This is a genomic window from Paenibacillus thiaminolyticus (assembly GCF_003591545.1).
In the GTDB taxonomy this organism is placed as follows: Bacteria; Bacillota; Bacilli; order Paenibacillales; family Paenibacillaceae; genus Paenibacillus_B; species Paenibacillus_B thiaminolyticus_A.
Genome location: NZ_QYZD01000035.1, coordinates 36,198 through 54,996 on the forward strand (window position 1 = coordinate 36,198; position 18,799 = coordinate 54,996).

Genomic DNA, 18,799 nt, shown 5'->3' on the forward strand with positions numbered 1-18,799 from the left:
GAATGGGCTTCCGGTGGGCTTTTTTATCAAATATCATGCTTATCAGCATCTACCCATCGCAAGTTGCGTGAACCGGACACCGGACATTTATATGTATAAGGAGTCAAATTAAATACGTTGATTAGGGAGCTGGGAGAATGGTCAATTTAGAGTTACAACTTCAAGAAGAGTATCGGCCACTACGCAAAGAAAAGTAAGGAGATTGGCTCGAGGCTTAGCAGGTAGCGTAGTAGTTGTTCGCACATTATTTGGATCATTTACAGGCTGTTTGTTGAATGTAGGGCCAAATGGAGTTCGTTTACGGATTTATAGCGGAATCAATCGGGCATTTATCACGATTCAAATTCCGTTCGATCTTATTGTAGATGTTTTCGGTGTTCCTTGCTCTTAACATGCCGGTAATGCAACTTATTACGAATGGTTTGATATCTACGGCAGCTTCTCTTCTGAACGTAACTTCAGTACGCCATTTGATAGTGTAATTGATGTTTGAACCCGCCTTACGAAGGAGATGTCGTTTCACACAAACCCCAAGGGTGAGCGGCGGAAAGCGTTGATTTTATTGGGTTCTTGGCACAACGCGAACGATTGAAGAAAATGCAATGCACCTTGTGAGGGGAGCATCAGACCTGCGAGGTGCATTTTTTCAGCTTAGCCAACGACCCTCGTTTGCTATCATCAAGACATGGGCAAATTATCCAAATAACAGCGTGTCTTGTCACGCTGGAAGAAAGGTTCCTCTCTTGGCATAAACAACAGTTGAAAATAGCGAAGCTGCACGAAAGGATTGCAAACCAACGAAAAGAGTTTCTACATAAGAAATCGCACCAATTGGCAAACCATTATGATTGCGTGGTTATCGAGCAAGTGCTGAACATTCAGGGAGCGAGCTATGCATACGAGAGCCGCAACCGCCTCACGCAGGTCGGCCGAAAAGGAAAGGCCGTCAGCTACCGCTCAATGGAGATAACCTGATGGTGGAACGCTCCACAGGCGGCGTGACGGCCCGCTATTACGATGACGACCGAGCGAATATCGTAGCGGAAGAAAGGGTCGAAGCAGGTGAAATGTCACCATTACGGCTTAACCATCTACGCACCTAACGTGCGGCGTCGGCGTTATATTATGGCCAGGACAGCTCACCCTTGATCACCTGGGCGCCCATTTCCAGATCACTTGTGTTCTTTAAGTCCGGATAGGCCTTCTGCATCGCTGCAGTCAGCTCAGCGGAATTCTTGGCCTGCTTTGCCGCAGCTTCAAATGCTGCAATGTAGTCACGGGTAAAGACGACGCTGGATGTGTCTTCGGAGCTCTTGTCCAGGTAATGGCCCGGGATAACCCGTTCCGGCTTCAGGGCAAGAATCCGCTCCAGAATCTCCCGCCATTGGTCACGGCTCTCCGGGGTCTGGTTGTCTGCCATCCAGACATGTAGGTTCTCGTAGATCGGCACACCGCCCAGGATGGTCTTTTTCGACGGAACCCAAAGGACGGTATGAGACGGAGCTGAACCGTCGAGACCGATCACCTGCACGGTTTCGCCATCGACCGTTAGTTTGTCCCCTTCTAGGACATCAGGGACGATCAGCGCGGTTGGGGCGTTTTCTTTTAGAATCGGACTCCAGTAATCGCTTTTGAGCTGGATGGTTGCCTTGATTTCTTCCACAGTGGCCGGGGTGGCAACGATCTTCACGTCAGGAAATGCCTCGCGGATCGTCGACAGGCCGAAGTAGAAATCCGGATCCTTGTGGCTGATATAAACCGTAGTCAGCTTCTTTCCGGTGTCGCGGATCATCTTGACCAGTTGCTCGGCGTTATTCTTTTCGATCTGAGCATCGACGAGCAGTACCTCGTTCGGTCCTTCGATCAGGCTCGAGGTGACGGGGAAAAGGCCGCTTTCTCCAGGGTTGAACGGCGTGATCTTGAGGTCCACCGCCGGCGTCTGAGTTCCTTCACTCGCGGTATTCGTCGTACTCGCCTCGCCGGAGCAGGCGCTCAGCAATAACGTGATACAAAGCAATAAAATAATTCCCATCGATGATTTCTTACTAAACATTGCAAATCTCCTTCTTCCTTATATGGATTAAAATTATAGAAACAGTAACGTAACGCTGCCAGCACAAGCTGCTTACTCAGATTCGCTCCCGGCATTGCCCAACAGATTCAACGACTGCGATTCCTTCCAAGCCGTGCCCGATTTCCTTCGCTTTACCGCTAAGATGTTCGTTTATCACAATCGCTTGATCCCGGCTCATGCCTGGGCTAGCAGCATGTCATGCATGTCGTAATCAACGTCTCTCCTTTCCATGGATTTCGAGATTTGATGTTGTAACCAACCTTATTACAACTACTCCAAAAAAATGGGTTCACTTTATTTTCCGAATGATAACCGGATTTGGGCCGACGCTATTACCAATCCATTCCGACGTGCAGTACGCATCCTTGGCTGGAACAAGCAATGAAAGAATGTGAACCGCTTTGGAAAATCTGCTGCTTAGTTTCATTACTGACACCATCACGGTGTAACCATTATAGTTACAACACATAAGAAGTGTCAAGGGGGCTTTTCAAATTGTCCTAAAGTTTGTCACTTTTTTGCATTTAATTATAGTGAACTTTGGCATGTACAGTAATTTACAGTTGCAAATTATATTTTTCTTATGCGTTCTGGAAAATGATTCAGGGTCATGATGTTACATCCTAGTTAGATGAAAGTTAGATGATCATGTTATAGTGGTGTCGGGTGAGATTATGGAGATTAGAATCTTGGTTGTCGAGGATGATGAGCATATCAGAACGATGGTGCAAATATTTTTGCAAAACGCGGGTTATCGTATCGATACGTGTTCGGATGGCGATGACGCGCTAGAGCAATTTTATAACACACAGTATCACCTCATCATACTGGACATTATGCTGCCCGGCACGAACGGGCAGGAGCTTTTGAAGGAGTTTCGTAAAATAAACGACACCCCGGTATTGATGATGACCGCATTGAGCGATGATCGGAATCAACTGACCGCTTTTACCAATGAAGTGGACGATTACGTCACCAAGCCGTTCTCTATGCCGATTCTTGTCAAACGTGTTGAAGCTCTTCTACGACGCAGCGGGGCCATCAAAAAAGAAATTACAGCGGGCAAGCTGACTTTATTCCCCGAAACCTACGGAGTGGAATATAGCGGCGAAAAAATTCAGTTATCGCCTAAGGAATTCGAGATATTGATGCTGCTTGCACAAAACAGACATAAAATTGTGTCACATGAAACGTTACTGATTAAGATTTGGGGATATGATTTTGACGGCAACGAGGGAATTATTCACGCGAGCATCAAAAAGCTGAGGGATAAATTGCCTAAAAACCTCATTAAGACCGTAAAGGGGATTGGCTATTGTTTGGAGGTCGAGGATCATCAAGCGTAGATTGTTTGGAATTTATGGAAAAGTGTTTTTCTATACCGCATTGATATTGCTTTTTGTTATCTTTTTCATGTTCGTCTTTTTCTTCGACCAGGTCAAATCAGTCGTTGAGTCAACGCAGCGACAGCAATTATCAGATGTATTTCAACCTCTTCTCAATCGTCTGCATGGAAAATCTGATGATGAGATTATGAATATAGCTAAAAACTTTCACGAAAAAAACACCTCCTTTGAATTTTGCTTGGAGGCTGCCGACGGACAAATTTTATATCAGACTGAAAATTTTACCATGACGAGAACTGATATCGAATTACCGCCATCAAACAATGTAATTATCAAAGGAACTGCATTTACGGAGCGTAAATTTCATTTTATAACCGCCGATTCCAGCGAGCGGTTTCAATTCCTGGTGAAGGCTTCCGGGGGCGTAACCTTATATGTTACCGGTACGATATCTGGAGCTTCCGTCTACCACGAATTTATAGAAAAAATGGTTTTCGCTTTTTTGATGATATTTATGGCGAGTCTCCTTGCCGCCGCCCTATTTGCGAGACAAATCGCAAAGCCTATTGAAAAAATCGCGCAAGACACCAAGAAAATGTCTGATTTGGAGCCAGTTACTGCTCCAGATCCCCGCAAAGACGAGATTGGTCAGCTTGCCGGAGACGTCTACAAAATGTATAAAACATTGCAAGTCACGATTCAGCAATTGGAAATCGAAATTGAACGGGAAAAAGAGATGGAAGAAAATCAGCGATATTTTTTCTCTGCGGCTTCGCATGAGTTAAAGACGCCCATCGCCGCCACCAGTGCATTGCTGGAGGGGATGCTGGAAAATGTGATTCCGCCCGCGGAATATCCAAAATATGTACGCGAATGCTTGAAAATGATGAATGAACAAAATAAACTGGTCTCGGAGATCTTAGAAATTGTGACGTTGAGCAATGACATGACGGGACAGGAACAAGAGCGCATCCAGCTAAATGAGCTGGTGACCGGGATTCTTTCTTCCTACCGCACGTTAGCCGATGTAAGAGAGCAGCGCATCGATGTGGACATTCCAGAGAACCTGTGCTGCACATTGGATCCGAAGCTGTTCCGCAAAGCGTTGTCCAACATTGTCATGAACGCGGTTCAAAATACGCCGGAAGGCGGACGAATCCATATCTATACGCAGGAAATGAAAAAATGCGTTCGTCTTTGTGTCTTCAACAACGGAGTGAGGATTCAAGAGGAAATGCTGCCTAAGCTCTTTGAGCCTTTTTACCGCGAGGATAAAGCCAGAAGGCGGAGTCAGGGGCGCAGCGGCCTGGGCCTTACCATTGTGAAAAAAGCTCTCGATTTAATGGGAATCCCGTTTACGCTTGAAAATGTGAATAACGGCGTGTTATTTCGCATGGATCTACCACACGAATGGAATGATGTCTAACCGATTGACCGGCAGGAGAACCTGCCGGTTTTTTTATGTTGAAATCCAAAGTTAGATTAAAGTTAGATTGGGACGGTATGCTGTTTTCCGATGAGAAGTCGGGGCTCGTCGCAAAAGGATTTTCAGGAGGAGAGAACATGTATATTTTAAAAAATGCGCTTCACAATGTTAGTCAAAATAGAGGCAGAAACATTCTGATCGGCGCAATCATTTTGGGTGTTATCGTGACTACCGTGATTGCGATAATGATCCGCAACACCGCAAATGGCATCATAGACGACTATAAAGGCCGTTTTGGAGCGGAAGTGCGTCTTGAACCTGACATGCAGAAGATACGAGAGGAGGCAATGGCAAACAGCAAAGATGGGCGGGTGATGATAACCATTCCGTCGATCCCTGCTGACCAATATATTGCGTTCGGTGAATCGGAATATCTGCAAAACAGCGTATATACAGCCAGAACAGGTGTAAATAGCGAAAATATAACCGCGATTGATGCGGAGCTTGGCCCGGGAAGCGGCATGATGAGGATGGGTGGCGGTCCAGGTATGTCCCAGGATGAACCGATGCAGTTCATGCTGAGTCTTCTCGGAAATAATTTTACTGAATTTGAGGGTGGAATGCGGGAGCTTGCGGAAGGGAGAATGCCGGAAGAACGTAACGAGGCTATCATTAGTACGGATTTAGCGGAGCAAAACGGGATTCAAATCGGGGATAAGCTATCGTTATATGGTGAATTGAACAATATGATGGAAGGGAAGCGCGCGGATATATCATATGAATTGACCGTAGTGGGAACCTATTATGACGTGACGGATGAATACGCTGAAGGCTCAATGAAAAACGCTTTTACCAACCGCCGCAATGAAATACTTACGACCTATGATACGGTTGTCCAGGAAATCCAACCAGATATGTCGGGTATCAAGGTTGAAGCGACCTATTATTTGAAGCAACCCGACATGTTGGATGCGTTCGCTGAGGAAGTATATGATAAAGGGTTGGAGAAAACCTTTAACGTTACTACGGATGAGGCTTCCTATAACAAAATCATCGGTCCCGTGGAAGGACTGAGAGGCATTGCTGTCACGTTCATGGCGGTCGTGTTAATCCTCGGGGGCATCATTATCGCACTTCTGTCCTCGATGTCTATCCGAGAGCGCAAATATGAAATCGGCGTCCTGCGGGCGATGGGGCTGAAAAAAGGGAAGGTTGCTTTTGGATTGTGGTCTGAAATCATGTTAATCACTTGTGTATGTTTGGCGGTCGGACTTGGCGTGGGCAGCCTGTCTGCGCAGCCTGTCACCAATGCCTTGCTTGCCAACCAGATTGAATTGGCAGAAGAGGCAGCGAATCAGCAACCAAGCGGAGGCATGATGATGATGGCTCCACAGAGCTCCTTTTCCAGCACTGACGTGGAACCGCTCAGCAGCATCGATCTTTCCTTAAATATGAGCTCGGCTCTTCAAATTATAGGTATCGCGTTGCTGCTTGTATCTGTCGCCAGTCTCATATCTATCAGCCGAATTACAAAATACGAACCGATCAAAATTCTTATGGAAAGGAATTAAGTGATAAATATGAGTGTATTGACATTAAAAAACGTCTCCTACAAATATGATGGTGCCAAAAAGCACGTTCTTAAAGAGGTAAACACAGCGTTCGAGCCAGGAAAGGTGTATACGATTATTGGCAAGTCGGGTTCTGGCAAGTCCACCCTGCTGTCGCTGATGTCAGGTCTTGACACTTGTAAGGAAGGTGCAATTTATTATCGGGGCGATGATCTGAAAAAAATTGACCGCGACGATTACAGGGCTAAAAGCATCGGCGTTATCTTTCAGGCGTATAACCTGCTTACTAACGCTACGGCGGTTCAAAATATTGTGCTCTCGATGAACATCAGCAAGAGCCCTGAAAAGGATAAGAAGGCATTTGCCTATGAAATTCTTGCTAAAGTTGGGATTGATCGTGAAACAGCCGATCGGCCGGTACTGAAGTTATCGGGCGGCGAACAGCAGCGCGTTGGAATTGCACGGGCGCTGTCGCATCATCCAGACATTATCATAGCCGACGAGCCAACCGGAAATTTGGACAAAGATACGGAAGTTGAGATTTTAAAAATTTTCACTTCGCTTGCCCATGATGAAGGCAAATGCGTCATTATCGTTACCCACTCAAAGAAGGTTACATCGATTGCTGATGAGGTCTGGGGGATACATGCGGGAAGACTGTTTTTAGTTGGAGAAACGGACTAAGTCGTGGCCGTGAGGATTGAACATTGACAGCTCGCACTTAGTCATCTGCACTTTTAACAAAAAATCTAGCGAAAAGAGAAGGAAAACATGAGAAAAAAGAAGATTCCCATTTTGAGTATGGTTCTATATGCTCTCGCCGGGTTGCTCATGCTCTATACGGCTTGGTCAGCGTCCCACAGTTATGGTTATATTTCCGAAATGATAGCGATGAATCAGTTGGTGGCCAGTGAAAATAGATATGAAATTGTTAACTTCTTTATGACAAACTGTGCACAGTATATGCTGTTTGCTGTTATCCTATTTACATTAGGGTGGATCTTGCATATGAATCCATCTCTTCATGCAGGAACTCTTACTACGGGGAAGCAAGCCGCTTCTTCCGGAGGAAAACGTAAGAATGAAGCCGACGAAGATGATTTTGACACGTGGTTTCAGAACAATGATAATTAAGGATTCGTAAAGAGGCGTGCCCAGTAGGGCACGCCTTCTTAACTGTTGTCCTCATCCAGTATTGCTCGAGGAGGATAAATTGATGCTAGTCCATTCATGTGTGCTGCCGTTCCCCGTCTACGATCTTGGGAAGCGCGGCAAGGCCGGCCGTATTCAGCAAGTTCCAAGGCTTGTTAAAGTGAGGCTGGAAGAAGAAGTCGACGAAAGCCAGCTCGTCGATCGTCATCCCGTTTTGAATGCATACCGACAAGGTGTTCATCGCTTGGGTCAGATCGACTTTGGACATGATTTGCGCACCCAGCAGACAGCGGCTTTCTTGTTCATACACAACCTTCAAGGTCACCGTCTCTGCCGTAGGCATAAATTCTGGCCGGTAGGCGTCGGTTACCGTAACCGCCTCCGCATTGATGTTCTCGTCGGAGCATGCGATTTCGGTAAGTCCCGTCGAAGCCAGGGTGAGATCGTATATTTTGAGGCCCGACGTGCCCTGCGTGCCCAAATACTTTGTCGTTGGCCCCATCAGATTGCGGGCCGCCAGCATTCCCATCCGCACTGCATTGGTGGCCAGCGGAATGTAAGCTGCTTTGCCGGTCGGATTGTAATGTACGGCGCAGCTGTCGCCGGCGGCGAACACGTCCTGCTTGCTGGTCTGCATATATTGATCCACGATGATTGCACCATTCGGCAGCATATCCACCTGACCCGCAAGCAGTTCGGTATTCGGGCGGAATCCGATACAAAGAATGACCATATCGGTTGCGATTTCGCCCTTGTCGGTGATGACGAGGTTTACAAGACCGTTCTTGCCTTTACAAGCTTTCACGGTCTGCCCAAGCGCAAGCTCGATGCCTTTGCTGCGGAACGCATCCTCGATCCGGCCACTGAATTCAGTATCCAGATACCGGTTCAGAATCCGGTCTGCGCTGTCAATCAACGTCACCTGCTTCCCGCTTTGCTGGAACGCCTCCACAAGCTCTACGCCGATGTATCCCGCACCGACCACCGTAATATGGCTCGCGTGTTTTGCCTTTTCGATGATGGCATTGGCATGTTCGTAGTTTTTGCACATCAGAATGTTGCCAAGCTCCATGCCTGGAAGCTGTGGAATGACCGGCCAAGAGCCCGTCGTGACAATCAGCTTATCGAAACTATCTTTGAATTCCTCTCCGGTCATCAGGTTGCGGACCTGAATGATTTTCGCATCCGTATCGACAGAGAGGACCTCATGACGCATGTGGGTGACGACGCCCAAATCCGCCAACTGCTGCGGGGAGGAGTAAAACAGCCCTTCCGGCTCCTTCACGACACCGCCCACATACAAAGCAATCCCGCAAGATAAAAACGATATGTTGTCGTTGCGTTCGTAAACGGTAATCCGGGCATCGGGGTACAGCTTGGCGGCATTGACCGCCGCTGCCGTTCCGGCATGAGTACATCCAATCACTGCAATTTTCATTGTTATTCCTCCTCGAGTGTAAAATCTAGGTGAACCAAATGGTTGAATGTTATTGTGATTTATTTCACACATACAGTTTACTGTGATTTTTTTCACAAATCAATAGTCCAATTTGTTCTAATTTTCACAGAGGACATCGATGCGTAATTTGTCGTTCAGATCAATCCTAAGAATATATTGTAAGAAAAAGCAACACTTTTCCCATTAACAGCCGATATAAGAAGTGGTGCCTTTCAGGATCATATGAATCTTTTCGGATAGGAACACGGTCTAATCATTAGGGATCGGAATAAGGCCTTGAAATGTGCACCCAGGCAGTTGAGAGAGGAGAAGCTTATGAAGTCAGTATTGAAGTCAGTATTTGAATCAGGAAAAGGCCGCTTCGGTTTTGGTGTGTTCGTTGTGTGTGCCATACTTATCCTTACCCTATCGTGGCCGGCAAGCATACAAGCCAAGAGCAATGCCGCGGCGGCTACCTTTAAATTGAAACCTGCGACCAAATCATTATATCTTGTCATCGGGAAAGAAACCGATCTTCCTAAGGTGAATGCTATATATAAGGACGGCAGAATCGAGGACGTGACTGGATCTGTCACGTGGCAGCCCAGTTCGGATGTGTTGAGTCTCAGCGGAGGCAAGGTGAGCGGCAGATATGGCGCCTCGGCGAAGCTGAAAGGCACGTACGGCAATCAAACGGTTACCATTCCCGTTCATATACAAGAGGATTTCGTGAAGTATGAAGTGGAGCCGTCTTCCGTCACATTAAGTGCGGGTTCCTCTAAGCCGATTAAAGTAACGGGTTATTACTCCAATGGAAAAAAAGCATCGATCGCAACGAAAATTCAATGGAAATCCGGAAATGCTCAAGTTGCGACGGTTAGCGGCGCAACGATTAAGGGAGTGGCGGAAGGCAGTACGACCATTACGGGCGTTGTCGGCCAGCAAAAGTTCGAAATTCCCGTGCAGGTTACGCCGAAGATTAAAAAACTAATCGTAACGCCTGCAAAGCTGGTGCTGACTCCCGGTAAGCCGGCCACTTATTCCGTTCAAGCGGTTTACGAAGGCGGGCGCACGGTGGATGTCTCCTCACAGGTGACGGCTAAAGCAGCCGGCAAAGGCATTCAAGTGAGCAACGGCACAGTTACGGCGGCGGGCCAGTCCCAGGGGCGTGCCAGCGTAAAACTGTACTATGGAGGAAAAGGAGTGTCACTCCCAGTCATCTTGCAGGAGAACTTGGCGAGCATCGAGGTGCAACCTGTGTCTCTCGTGATTGGAGCCGGAGCCTCTAAACCGATCAAAGTGATCGGCACCTATTCCAGCGGTAAAAAGGTGTCGCTTGCAGGCAAGGTGGCATGGACATCCGAAAACGCGCAAATCGCCAAAGCAACAGGCTCCAGCATAAAAGGGCTACGGGAAGGCACGACAAAAATCGTCGGCGTTTATGGCGATCGCACATTTGAAATCCCGGTTCAGGTCACACCTAAGCTGCAGAAGCTGACGGTCACGGCATCGAACTCGAAGCTTGCTCCATATCAGACGACGACTTACCGGGTACAGGCTGTATCCAGCAGTGGGAACATCAGCGATGTAACGTCGCTCGCCCAATCCAAGTCGAATGGCAAGGCGACCGCCAATCAGGGCACGATTACCGCCGTGAGCAAAGGCAAGGGCGTCATTACCTTTACATATGGCGGCAAAAAAGCAACCCTGCGTATAACGGTAGGGTAGCATGAAGAGATCAGATGTCTGCTCGCGATCACGCAGGTGGAATGGCGGACAAGCACTATGTTGCTTGGCTTAATGGTAACGGATAGTTATAGATTCTATTCATTATTCAAGTGTATTCCAGTATTAAGGGTTCCACTTATAAAATTGAGCACAATGCTCTGTTCAATTTCTTCTCTCATTAGGTTAACCTTTTTATTACTATTAGTTGAAGTTTATTAAGGGATAAGTATTATTTCTTCCTGCTTATCACCATTCCATTTGATCGTGATCGTAATTTTCTTACCTTCTTCTGGCAATCTGTACATACTAATTGAAGTTGAAATTGTATTGTTTATTAATGTTGAAGTTTTGCCACTTTTATCTGAAGAACTTGATGATCCACTTAGTTGAGGACCAATCCCTTCGCTAGTTATATCATAAGACATATCATAAACAACTTGAGAAGGGTCGGTAAATGAAAGGTTGAATAGTATCATGTAACTTTCGGCATCTTCTCCATGAGTTATGATATACTCAGCTTTCCAATGGTCACTTTTACCTTTTTCTCTCGCCTCTTCACTTGATTTTGAGCATCCAGACACAACTATTACGACTAATAAAAAGACTATTAAAAATCTAAATCCCTTCATTTCTTGTTACCTCCTTTTTTGTCCCATCGGAATTATACATTTCGCATAGGCTCTAGTACTTCAGCAGTTCTTTGATGGCTCACCTCCACAGGTGTGTTGGGAACAAATTTACCTCTTAGCCTTTTTACGACCAGATAGTTCTGAAAATATTTCACTCAACTATCTAAAATATCGAATCGGGTGTAAGGAAATTTAGTTTGTGCTTAACATCAAAGCTAGATGATTTCTTGAGTGGCCAACAGAGGGAGGTGTGTGTTGTGCTTTTATTATATTGCATGAATATATAATAAATGATTCATATTTTTCTTTTCTTATTATATAATACATTTGTACCATAAATAAACAGATGGAGGTTTCTTTATGAAAAAAAGAAAATTTCTCGTTTCTGTTCTAAGCTTACTTATTATGGTTACATCATTGGGCATTGGAACAATCGCTAACGCAAGTGAAAGCCAAAACGCAAGTGAAATCATTTCTGTAAAAGGCTTTGAAGATTTTCAGATTATAAAGACTTACTACAACAATGAACGAATTGTCCCTAATGAGTACAGTCTAATCAATTTCTTGAATGGAAATGGGGTACTTACTAATGAGACAACTGGAGAACTTCTAAATGTAGAAGTGAAAAGTACTTCAACTGAAAAAATTAACGATCTTATAAATACACGAACCGGTGAAACCGCTTCAACGTTTAGAACAGATGTCGTTTTAGAAGACTCAACTACAAATAACCAACAATCAGGAAGTGAATCTGATAAGGGTTTAGGAATGAAAGTTTATGCCACTATATACTATATTACTACAACAAACAAGGATGGATTTAACTTTGTGGGAATTGACAAAGTTAGCCATAGATTTGAAATTAATGACTCTTCTTATAAAGTTTCATTTAAACAAATGCAAATAGCACAAAATGGTGTTGGTTATCCTGATATGAAGGCTATTACTAAACAGGATAAGACAATAAACATTGAGGATTCGGGGACTGAATTGGTTAGAAATTATGGATGGACTCCGATTCTGAAATACGGGCTAGGTTATACCGTAGGGATTAATATTACTGCAAAAATTCAAAGAGGACAACAATCAAATTGGGACTTCAAATTTAATTTTCCGGTAACTTAGTAAGTTCAGCAAGTTCTCAAATAAAAATCTTACAAGCCCACCCTTAGGGGGGGCTTTTGCCAGGTTGAAGTAATTTTTGTAAGTTAATTGCTACGGATATTTTTCGTTTGAATTAGCGCTTTTTCGATCCACCATCACTGGCGTGAAGGCTATAACGTGTAGTGTTACGCTGAAACTGATTGAGTTGTGAGGTGTATCAGTATTCGCAGTATAAGATGTAATACTAGATTAGCGCTGAATCTACCCATTTTCGGTAAGAGTAAAGAAAGTGGGACGATGAATAAACATAAGCAATGTAAACGAAGGAACACGTATGGTCTATAAGAAGAGTTGTCCAAGGATCTGGGGCCTATCGGAACAATAACCCTGATACGCCCCGCTCCTTTTTATGACCGTCCTTTTTTCGGCAGCCGGATATCGAACGATGTTCCTTGCGAAGGCTCGCTCTCGACCGTAATGGTGCCGTCATGGGCTTGAATCAGCTTGTAGACAATGGCCATTCCGAGTCCGGTGCCATCAGAGGAGGAATCCGTGGTGGTGCCGCGGCAATATTGCTGAAACAGATGTTCTACTGTATGAGCGGGCATGCCAACGCCATTGTCCATGATACGGATAGCTGCATATTCCCCTTTGTCCGCAAGCTGTACATGGATATCTGTATCCTAAGGATTGTGAATAATGGAGTTCATTAATATATTTTGCAAGATGCGCTGCACGTATTTCGAATCAAAGTCAACGTGAATGGCAGGCGTATCCGTTTGAAAGTGCAGATTATAGTTGCTTGCTTGCGGATTATTGCAGATATCGGCCACAACCCTTTTTGTAAATTCGACGACATCCTGGCTCGTCTTCTGTAATGACAAGGCACCGTCCGCGCGATTAAGCTGGATGACGAGGCTTAGATCTTGAAAATTAATTGTTGTTCCATATGCTTTCCTCTGACATATCAATTTCCCCGATATAATATCTCGCCTCTTCCTTCGACCACTCATACTCTTCATTTAATAAACGGGTGGAGTAGCCTTTGATATAGGTTGAAGGCTTTTCAGATCATGGGAAATTCCCGCAATCCAATCTTGTTTGGCTTGTTCGATTTTGGTTCTCTCCACTTCGCTCGCTTGCAATGTGACCCCCAAGGATTGGAGATGTTGGAGCACATCCTGATACAGACGGTATCGCATGCGAAGCTTCCTTTTGCGGGTATACATGCGGGGCAAGCCGGCAGGCTGCTTGTAATTGTCCTGCGAGAGTTGATGAATCCAGCCATAATGAAGCCGATCGGACCGCCAAAATACCACCTAAATAGACCATTACAAAGCAAGGTGCTGATCACAAATATCCATCCAACGAGCAATCCTTCATTGTCTGGACTGACATGGATATCGAGCAGGGGAAGAAGGCCTTAAAATAACGTGATAATGATGAATCCCGTCCCAAGCATCCACAGAATCAGCCCTAATGCGAAATGTATTGTGAATCGAGTTTTTATTCGCAGCTTGGAGATATGGATCGTAACCGTTTTTTCTTCCCCGAACACTTCGTTTCCCCATACCAATTCGTAGAGCTGAGCCGTTGTGAAGATATGATTCGGATGCTTGCAGAAGAAATGAAGTAACTCCAGCTCCTTGGCTGTGCAATCTACAGGTTGATGCTTCACGGTTAACGTTGCCGATTCCATTGTGCTTCCCTCGTTTCAAACTTATCCATTCGAATGTCAATATGCACGTCAACAAGGGAGAAATTTATGGGTTTTTAGGTCCGAATGGGGCTGGAAAAACAACTATCATGAAAATGATATTGAATCTATATAAATTGAACTAATGATTTACTAAATGTCCCGACTCGAACCGGATGCATAGTCGATCAATAGTCTTCATAGGATCGAGCATGATATTGCCCATAAAGGTTCGAACATTCTTGGGAATGGCACCAACAGTGTGGTAGAACACGTTATTAATCACATCGGATTTCAGCCACTTCCAAAGCTCTTCTACAATATTGAGGTGCGGGCTGTAAGCAGGCAAGAAGAAAAAGCGTAAGCGAGTATTCTCTTTCAAAAAGGGTTGCAGCAGTTTGGCATGATGAATGCGCGCATTATCTAAAATCATGACAATTTTATATAATCAAAAAATGAGGCTGAAGCACGGTGATTTGATTCTCTCACCATTGTGCAACAACCTCATCGCTTTACATCTATTCGTTTTCGTTTAGATCAACTTATACTCTTTAAGCAGCTGCATGATTCTGGTGTGAGAAACTTTTTGCACACCCGTCGTTGCAGCTAATTGGATTGCTGGAGGCAGCTCCATATCGGTTAGTTTCTTGCCGTCCATCATTTTCGCTGTGGAATCCATCAACACACGGACATCATAAGCGGATCCAAATACTTCTGGTACGCCGCGGTCAATGTCAAGAAGTGTGTACACAGCTTCCATGGCGGTACGTACCGAATACTCTGTGGTGAATACCGTGTCTCGCGGTGTTTCGGCAAAGTTACCGATAAAGGCAGCGTTGACACAATCATCAGGAACTACATTCGGACGATCTCCCGCAGCTCTTGGCATGAAGTAAGATGTAACATAAGGCATCATGCAAGGGACGCAGTTTGCGGAGTTTACGGCAAGATCGTGAATCTCTGCTTCAGGTACGCCGATGTGGTAGAGCCATTCTTCCGTGATCTCGATACCTGTGCAGTCCTTCATCGGTTTCTTGATGTAGTCACCTGGCACGTCGCAATACAAGCTGTATACCCATACGACGAGCTGGTCTTTTGGCTGGGATTTGAAGTGAGGCTGTCGGTTCAAGGTAAAGCTCATCAGCCATTTTGAATCTTTTACCGTCACGATACCGCCGGTAACGACCTTTCCGCTGAATGGATCGCGCTTGCAGATTTTTTCGATATAAGGCGGAATCCGGTCATCTAGCGTTGTAATGGTGGCAGACTCCCAGTTGCTTTCCGCAATGTTGCCACAGAACTTGTCTGGACGACCAAAGGCAGGATCTTGCTCCGCGATCTTCTTCCAAAGCTCCCAGCTTCCCCCGAGGGAGGTGTTCATAATGGCGGGAGTGTTGTTGTCGCCTAAAGTGGAGCTTTCGGTATTGCTGCCATTGGTGATGAATACCAGATCATTTTCAGTCAGGTCAATGTGTTTTTCTTGTCCGTTTTGAACATAGACCAGCTTTTTAGCAACTTTCTTGTTCTCCGTAATATCAAACTCAACATTAGTTACGGTCGTTGCATATTGGAAAGTGACACCATGGCCTTTCAAATACTTCATTAGCGGCAGTGCAAGAGACTCGTACTGATTGTATTTTGTAAATTTCAACGCTGAGAAATCTGGCAATCCCCCGATATGATGAATGAATCTAGCGATATATCTGCGCATTTCCATGGCGCTGTGCCAAGGCTCAAACGCAAACATCGTCTGCCAGTAAAGCCAGAAATTCGAGTTAAAGAAATCTTCCGAGAAGACATCTGTAATTTTCATATCTTCAAGCGCTTCTTCTGGAGTAAAGAACAACTTGATAATTTCCATCGAAGCGGTTTGAGTAAGTGTGAATTTGCCATCGGTATGTGCATCCTCACCACGATTGAGGATAGCACGCTGTAAGGAGAAGTTCGGATCCTCCTTGTTGAGCCAGTAAAATTCATCTAATACCGATGCACCCTCCGTTTCAAGTGAAGGAATAGAGCGGAATAGATCCCAAAGGCATTCGAAGTGGTTTTCCATTTCCCGGCCACCGCGGATAATGAAACCCCGGCCGTCATCGTAGATGCCGTCTAATCCACCTCCGGCAATATCGAGTTCCTCAAGAATATGAATGTTTTCCCCCTTCATCTGACCATCACGTATGAGGAACGCGGCTGCGGACAGTGATGCAAGACCAGAGCCGATCAGATAGGCGGATTTTTGATCAACACCGAGTGGTTTCTTTGGACGGGCAAATGCTTCATAGTTACCATTGCTATAATACATCCTTACAACCTCCTTTAGTGTTCCTGACACCTCCACTTTATAGGAATATGAATAGAATAAAAATAGACAGTGAAAGCCCTGTGTCTAAAATTTCAACGTCAGGTGCCATGTGTCTAAAAAAATCTATAGATTATGGTAAAATAGTAAGAAACATTGCAACGTAAGGGGGGGTTCCAATTCATCCGTACACCAAGCATGCATTGGCTGATGCATTGAAGGATATGCTATCCAGAATAACAAATCCTATGCGACTTGGCAGCAGGGGCTATTGATCATTTTAGAATATGTGGAAAGGAACAAGGCGCTCTGTATGAACACATGTCGTTCTCTTGGAAAAGAGCATTTGGAGATGTTTTTAAATCAGGTTTTGTTTGAACTTCTAAGCAATGTCATCAATGAAGTGTCGGATTCCCGTGCGATTTCGGAAGAGAACAAGACGTTCATCGTTCAATTTTACAGCCATGCTTTTGCAGGAACGCTGCTGGATTGGATTGAGGATGGGATGAAAACGCCTTGTGAGGCGATCGTGAACCACATCGTTCGGCTGATGGATGGGCGTTTTATGGATGCAGTGGAGCGTTTTAAGAATTAGTACACCCAATTATCATGGAATGTCAGGTGTTTCGCTTGTTGTTCCCTCCACGCATGTGTTCTTCATAGGCATCCCCATTGCCACGAAGCTTCATTGATCTATTTTGTGGGAGATATTTTATGGTAATAGTCCGATGTCCCCAAGGAGATTCTATATGAACGAATATCCTCATAACACTTTATATTTTGTTTGAGATGCAGTCCAGTGAAATCAATATTTCAACCTGTACTTCATCAATCTAATTCATGGAGGCAATCTGTATGCTTGAACTGATGAGACTAGAGTGGGAAAAAAGTAATGTATCCAGTTATTTTAGAGGATTAGCATTTGTATTGTATTGTGGCGATTTTCGCTGCCGTTGCGCTGATGGCGTGAGGCCCTCACGGTGAAGGTGAACCGATGTTTCCGGATTCTGCCGCCCTAATGTTTTTAACGATTTTTTTGATTCGAATCGTATTCATGCAAGCCAAGCTAACCATTATGTTTGGATTCTGTTTTTTCAGCATCCTCGGGGGCATCAGGAGATATCGCGGTGTCTTATAAAGCGGCTCCCGCTTCCTTAATGCTTACCGCGAACAGCGACTCGTCGGATATTAACGTTGATCTAGATGGCTTCAGGGAGAAAGAGAGCACGGAAAAAACAAAAGAAGGCACGATTGGGGATGCCGCGAATCAATTAGTGCTCAACAAAGAATATAGGGCTCCGGTGCATATTTTCGGTATCGGGGCTTTTTGTGGGCCGCTTGCTGGAAGAACGAAGCCTTGGTTGGGGCTCAGCTCGCATGAATGGATATTCACGTATGGGAGATAAGACTTAGAGGCATGCTACAGGAAAAGAAGCGGGACAAGGAGTAGGTTATGGAACAGCAGCATGCATTAGATCAGGTGGAGGCCTTGGCATTAAAAAAGAAGGCGGCGTGGGACTCCGGCAAGTTCCAGTATCTGCTTCGTTCCATCCTGGCAAGTATGTTTATCGGGTTCGGCATTGTTGTTGCGTTTAAGACCGGTAATCTGTTCGACGAAGGCGCTTCGCCGTTTGCCTATACGGCAGCCGCTGTCACATTTGGCGCGGCTATTATTTTGATCGGTTACGCGGGCGGTGATTTGTTCACGGGAAATACGTTTTACTTTACCTTCTCTACGCTGCGCGGATCGACGACCTGGGGGGACGTACTAAAGATGTGGGGGGCCAGTTATGCGGGCAACTTTATTGGCGCGCTCCTCTTCGCCGCCCTCTTGTGGGGCACCGGGTTATTCCGGGAACCGCACAGCAATGTATTTTTCTATGATGTGGTGGCACATAAGATGGACGCTCCAACGCTTCAGTTATTTTTCCGGGCAATCCTGTGCAATTGGCTGGTCTGCATGGCGTTCTTTATCCCGATGAGCCTCAAGGGGGACGGGCCAAAGCTGTTTGCGATGATTCTGTTTGTGTACTGTTTTTTCATTTCCGGATTTGAGCACAGCATCGCCAATATGACCTCATTTGCGATCGCCTTGATCATGGAGCACCGGCCCGGCATCTCCGTATACGGCGCCCTGCATAATCTGATCCCCGTCACCTTAGGCAATATCATCGGGGGAAGCGTCTTTATGGGGTTGGTGTATTTCTACCTGGAAAAGGTGAAAACATAACGTCTTTGGAAGCGGGAAAAACACAGAGATGGGGGTCTCTGTGTTTTTTGCATTTTAGCGTGCCCAGCGAAGCACGCATCATCTAGCCGGTGAGAGTCCGGTCGCG

Annotated in this window: 16 protein-coding genes and 5 pseudogenes; 13 read left to right on the plus strand and 8 right to left on the minus strand. The window is 45.5% G+C overall.

What is annotated here, in order from left to right; all coding sequences use genetic code 11:
• Positions 1–636: 636 nt before the first annotated feature.
• Positions 637–810 (plus strand): annotated as a pseudogene (locus DQX05_RS25005) (hypothetical protein); the annotation flags it as partial.
• A gap of 21 nt (positions 811–831) precedes the next feature.
• A complete protein-coding gene (locus tag DQX05_RS32550; RefSeq protein ID WP_259392220.1) occupies positions 832–975 on the plus strand; it encodes a hypothetical protein in 144 nt (47 codons plus the stop codon).
• A gap of 148 nt (positions 976–1,123) precedes the next feature.
• On the opposite strand, the gene DQX05_RS25010 is transcribed toward DQX05_RS32550, so the two are convergent.
• On the minus strand, positions 1,124–2,053 hold the full coding sequence (locus DQX05_RS25010) for an MBL fold metallo-hydrolase (protein WP_119796069.1): 930 nt from the start codon (positions 2,051–2,053) through the stop codon (positions 1,124–1,126).
• A gap of 316 nt (positions 2,054–2,369) precedes the next feature.
• Positions 2,370–2,501 (minus strand): annotated as a pseudogene (locus DQX05_RS32555) (Rrf2 family transcriptional regulator); the annotation flags it as partial.
• 247 nt (positions 2,502–2,748) lie between these two features.
• Here DQX05_RS32555 and DQX05_RS25025 point away from each other — a divergent pair.
• From DQX05_RS25025 to DQX05_RS25045, 5 genes are all read left to right on the plus strand, one after another.
• On the plus strand, positions 2,749–3,420 hold the full coding sequence (locus tag DQX05_RS25025; protein WP_119796071.1) for a response regulator transcription factor: 672 nt from the start codon (positions 2,749–2,751) through the stop codon (positions 3,418–3,420).
• Position 3,421: 1 nt separating this feature from the next.
• A complete protein-coding gene (locus DQX05_RS25030) occupies positions 3,422–4,846 on the plus strand; it encodes a HAMP domain-containing sensor histidine kinase (RefSeq protein WP_119796072.1) in 1,425 nt (474 codons plus the stop codon).
• Positions 4,847–4,983: 137 nt separating this feature from the next.
• On the plus strand, positions 4,984–6,417 hold the full coding sequence (locus DQX05_RS25035; protein WP_182914896.1) for an ABC transporter permease: 1,434 nt from the start codon (positions 4,984–4,986) through the stop codon (positions 6,415–6,417).
• A 9-nt stretch (positions 6,418–6,426) separates the two neighbouring features.
• The gene (locus tag DQX05_RS25040; RefSeq protein ID WP_119796081.1) at positions 6,427–7,101 is read left to right on the plus strand and encodes an ABC transporter ATP-binding protein; all 675 of its coding nucleotides are present in this window, start codon (positions 6,427–6,429) and stop codon (positions 7,099–7,101) included.
• A gap of 87 nt (positions 7,102–7,188) precedes the next feature.
• The gene (locus tag DQX05_RS25045; RefSeq protein ID WP_119796074.1) at positions 7,189–7,551 is read left to right on the plus strand and encodes a hypothetical protein; all 363 of its coding nucleotides are present in this window, start codon (positions 7,189–7,191) and stop codon (positions 7,549–7,551) included.
• 94 nt (positions 7,552–7,645) lie between these two features.
• Here DQX05_RS25045 and DQX05_RS25050 read toward each other — a convergent pair whose 3' ends face one another.
• The gene (locus DQX05_RS25050) at positions 7,646–9,007 is read right to left on the minus strand and encodes an FAD-dependent oxidoreductase (protein ID WP_119796075.1); all 1,362 of its coding nucleotides are present in this window, start codon (positions 9,005–9,007) and stop codon (positions 7,646–7,648) included.
• Positions 9,008–9,343: 336 nt separating this feature from the next.
• On the opposite strand from DQX05_RS25050, the gene DQX05_RS25055 reads away from it, so the two are divergent.
• Entirely contained in the window at positions 9,344–10,735 is a 1,392-nt protein-coding gene (locus tag DQX05_RS25055) for an Ig-like domain-containing protein (RefSeq protein ID WP_259392218.1), read from the plus strand.
• 215 nt (positions 10,736–10,950) lie between these two features.
• Here the strand turns inward: DQX05_RS25055 and DQX05_RS25060 are convergent, their stop codons facing one another.
• Complete coding sequence (locus tag DQX05_RS25060; RefSeq protein WP_119796076.1) at positions 10,951–11,364, minus strand: hypothetical protein; 414 nt, start codon at positions 11,362–11,364, stop codon at positions 10,951–10,953.
• Between the two features lie 360 nt (positions 11,365–11,724).
• On the opposite strand from DQX05_RS25060, the gene DQX05_RS25065 reads away from it, so the two are divergent.
• Positions 11,725–12,489, plus strand: coding sequence for a hypothetical protein (locus DQX05_RS25065; protein ID WP_119796077.1), 765 nt, complete (start codon positions 11,725–11,727; stop codon positions 12,487–12,489).
• A 386-nt stretch (positions 12,490–12,875) separates the two neighbouring features.
• On the opposite strand, the gene DQX05_RS32560 is transcribed toward DQX05_RS25065, so the two are convergent.
• Positions 12,876–13,094, minus strand: coding sequence for a sensor histidine kinase (locus DQX05_RS32560; protein ID WP_259392219.1), 219 nt, complete (start codon positions 13,092–13,094; stop codon positions 12,876–12,878).
• 878 nt (positions 13,095–13,972) lie between these two features.
• Positions 13,973–14,164, minus strand: a pseudogene (locus DQX05_RS31100) (winged helix-turn-helix domain-containing protein); the annotation flags it as partial.
• On the opposite strand from DQX05_RS31100, the pseudogene DQX05_RS32565 reads away from it, so the two are divergent.
• Positions 14,155–14,301: pseudogene (locus tag DQX05_RS32565) on the plus strand (ATP-binding cassette domain-containing protein); the annotation flags it as partial. The pseudogenes DQX05_RS31100 and DQX05_RS32565 overlap by 10 nt on opposite strands.
• Before the next feature lie 5 nt (positions 14,302–14,306).
• Here DQX05_RS32565 and DQX05_RS31495 read toward each other — a convergent pair.
• Both DQX05_RS31495 and DQX05_RS25085 read right to left on the minus strand, forming a co-directional pair.
• Positions 14,307–14,606, minus strand: a pseudogene (locus tag DQX05_RS31495) (transposase); the annotation flags it as partial.
• A gap of 90 nt (positions 14,607–14,696) precedes the next feature.
• Entirely contained in the window at positions 14,697–16,466 is a 1,770-nt protein-coding gene (locus DQX05_RS25085; protein ID WP_119796078.1) for an oleate hydratase, read from the minus strand.
• Positions 16,467–16,734: 268 nt separating this feature from the next.
• On the opposite strand from DQX05_RS25085, the gene DQX05_RS25090 reads away from it, so the two are divergent.
• The 3 genes from DQX05_RS25090 to DQX05_RS25105 all read left to right on the plus strand — a co-directional run bounded on the left by DQX05_RS25090 (position 16,735) and on the right by DQX05_RS25105 (position 18,693).
• Positions 16,735–17,058 (plus strand): TetR-like C-terminal domain-containing protein, encoded by a 324-nt coding sequence (locus DQX05_RS25090; protein WP_119796079.1) that lies wholly within the window; start codon positions 16,735–16,737, stop codon positions 17,056–17,058.
• Between the two features lie 484 nt (positions 17,059–17,542).
• Positions 17,543–17,869 carry a DUF4097 family beta strand repeat-containing protein gene (locus DQX05_RS31105; protein ID WP_397336019.1) on the plus strand — a complete coding sequence of 109 codons (327 nt, stop codon included), beginning with the start codon at positions 17,543–17,545 and terminating at the stop codon, positions 17,867–17,869.
• A 47-nt stretch (positions 17,870–17,916) separates the two neighbouring features.
• Positions 17,917–18,693 (plus strand): formate/nitrite transporter family protein, encoded by a 777-nt coding sequence (locus tag DQX05_RS25105; protein ID WP_119796080.1) that lies wholly within the window; start codon positions 17,917–17,919, stop codon positions 18,691–18,693.
• Positions 18,694–18,799 lie beyond the last annotated feature (106 nt).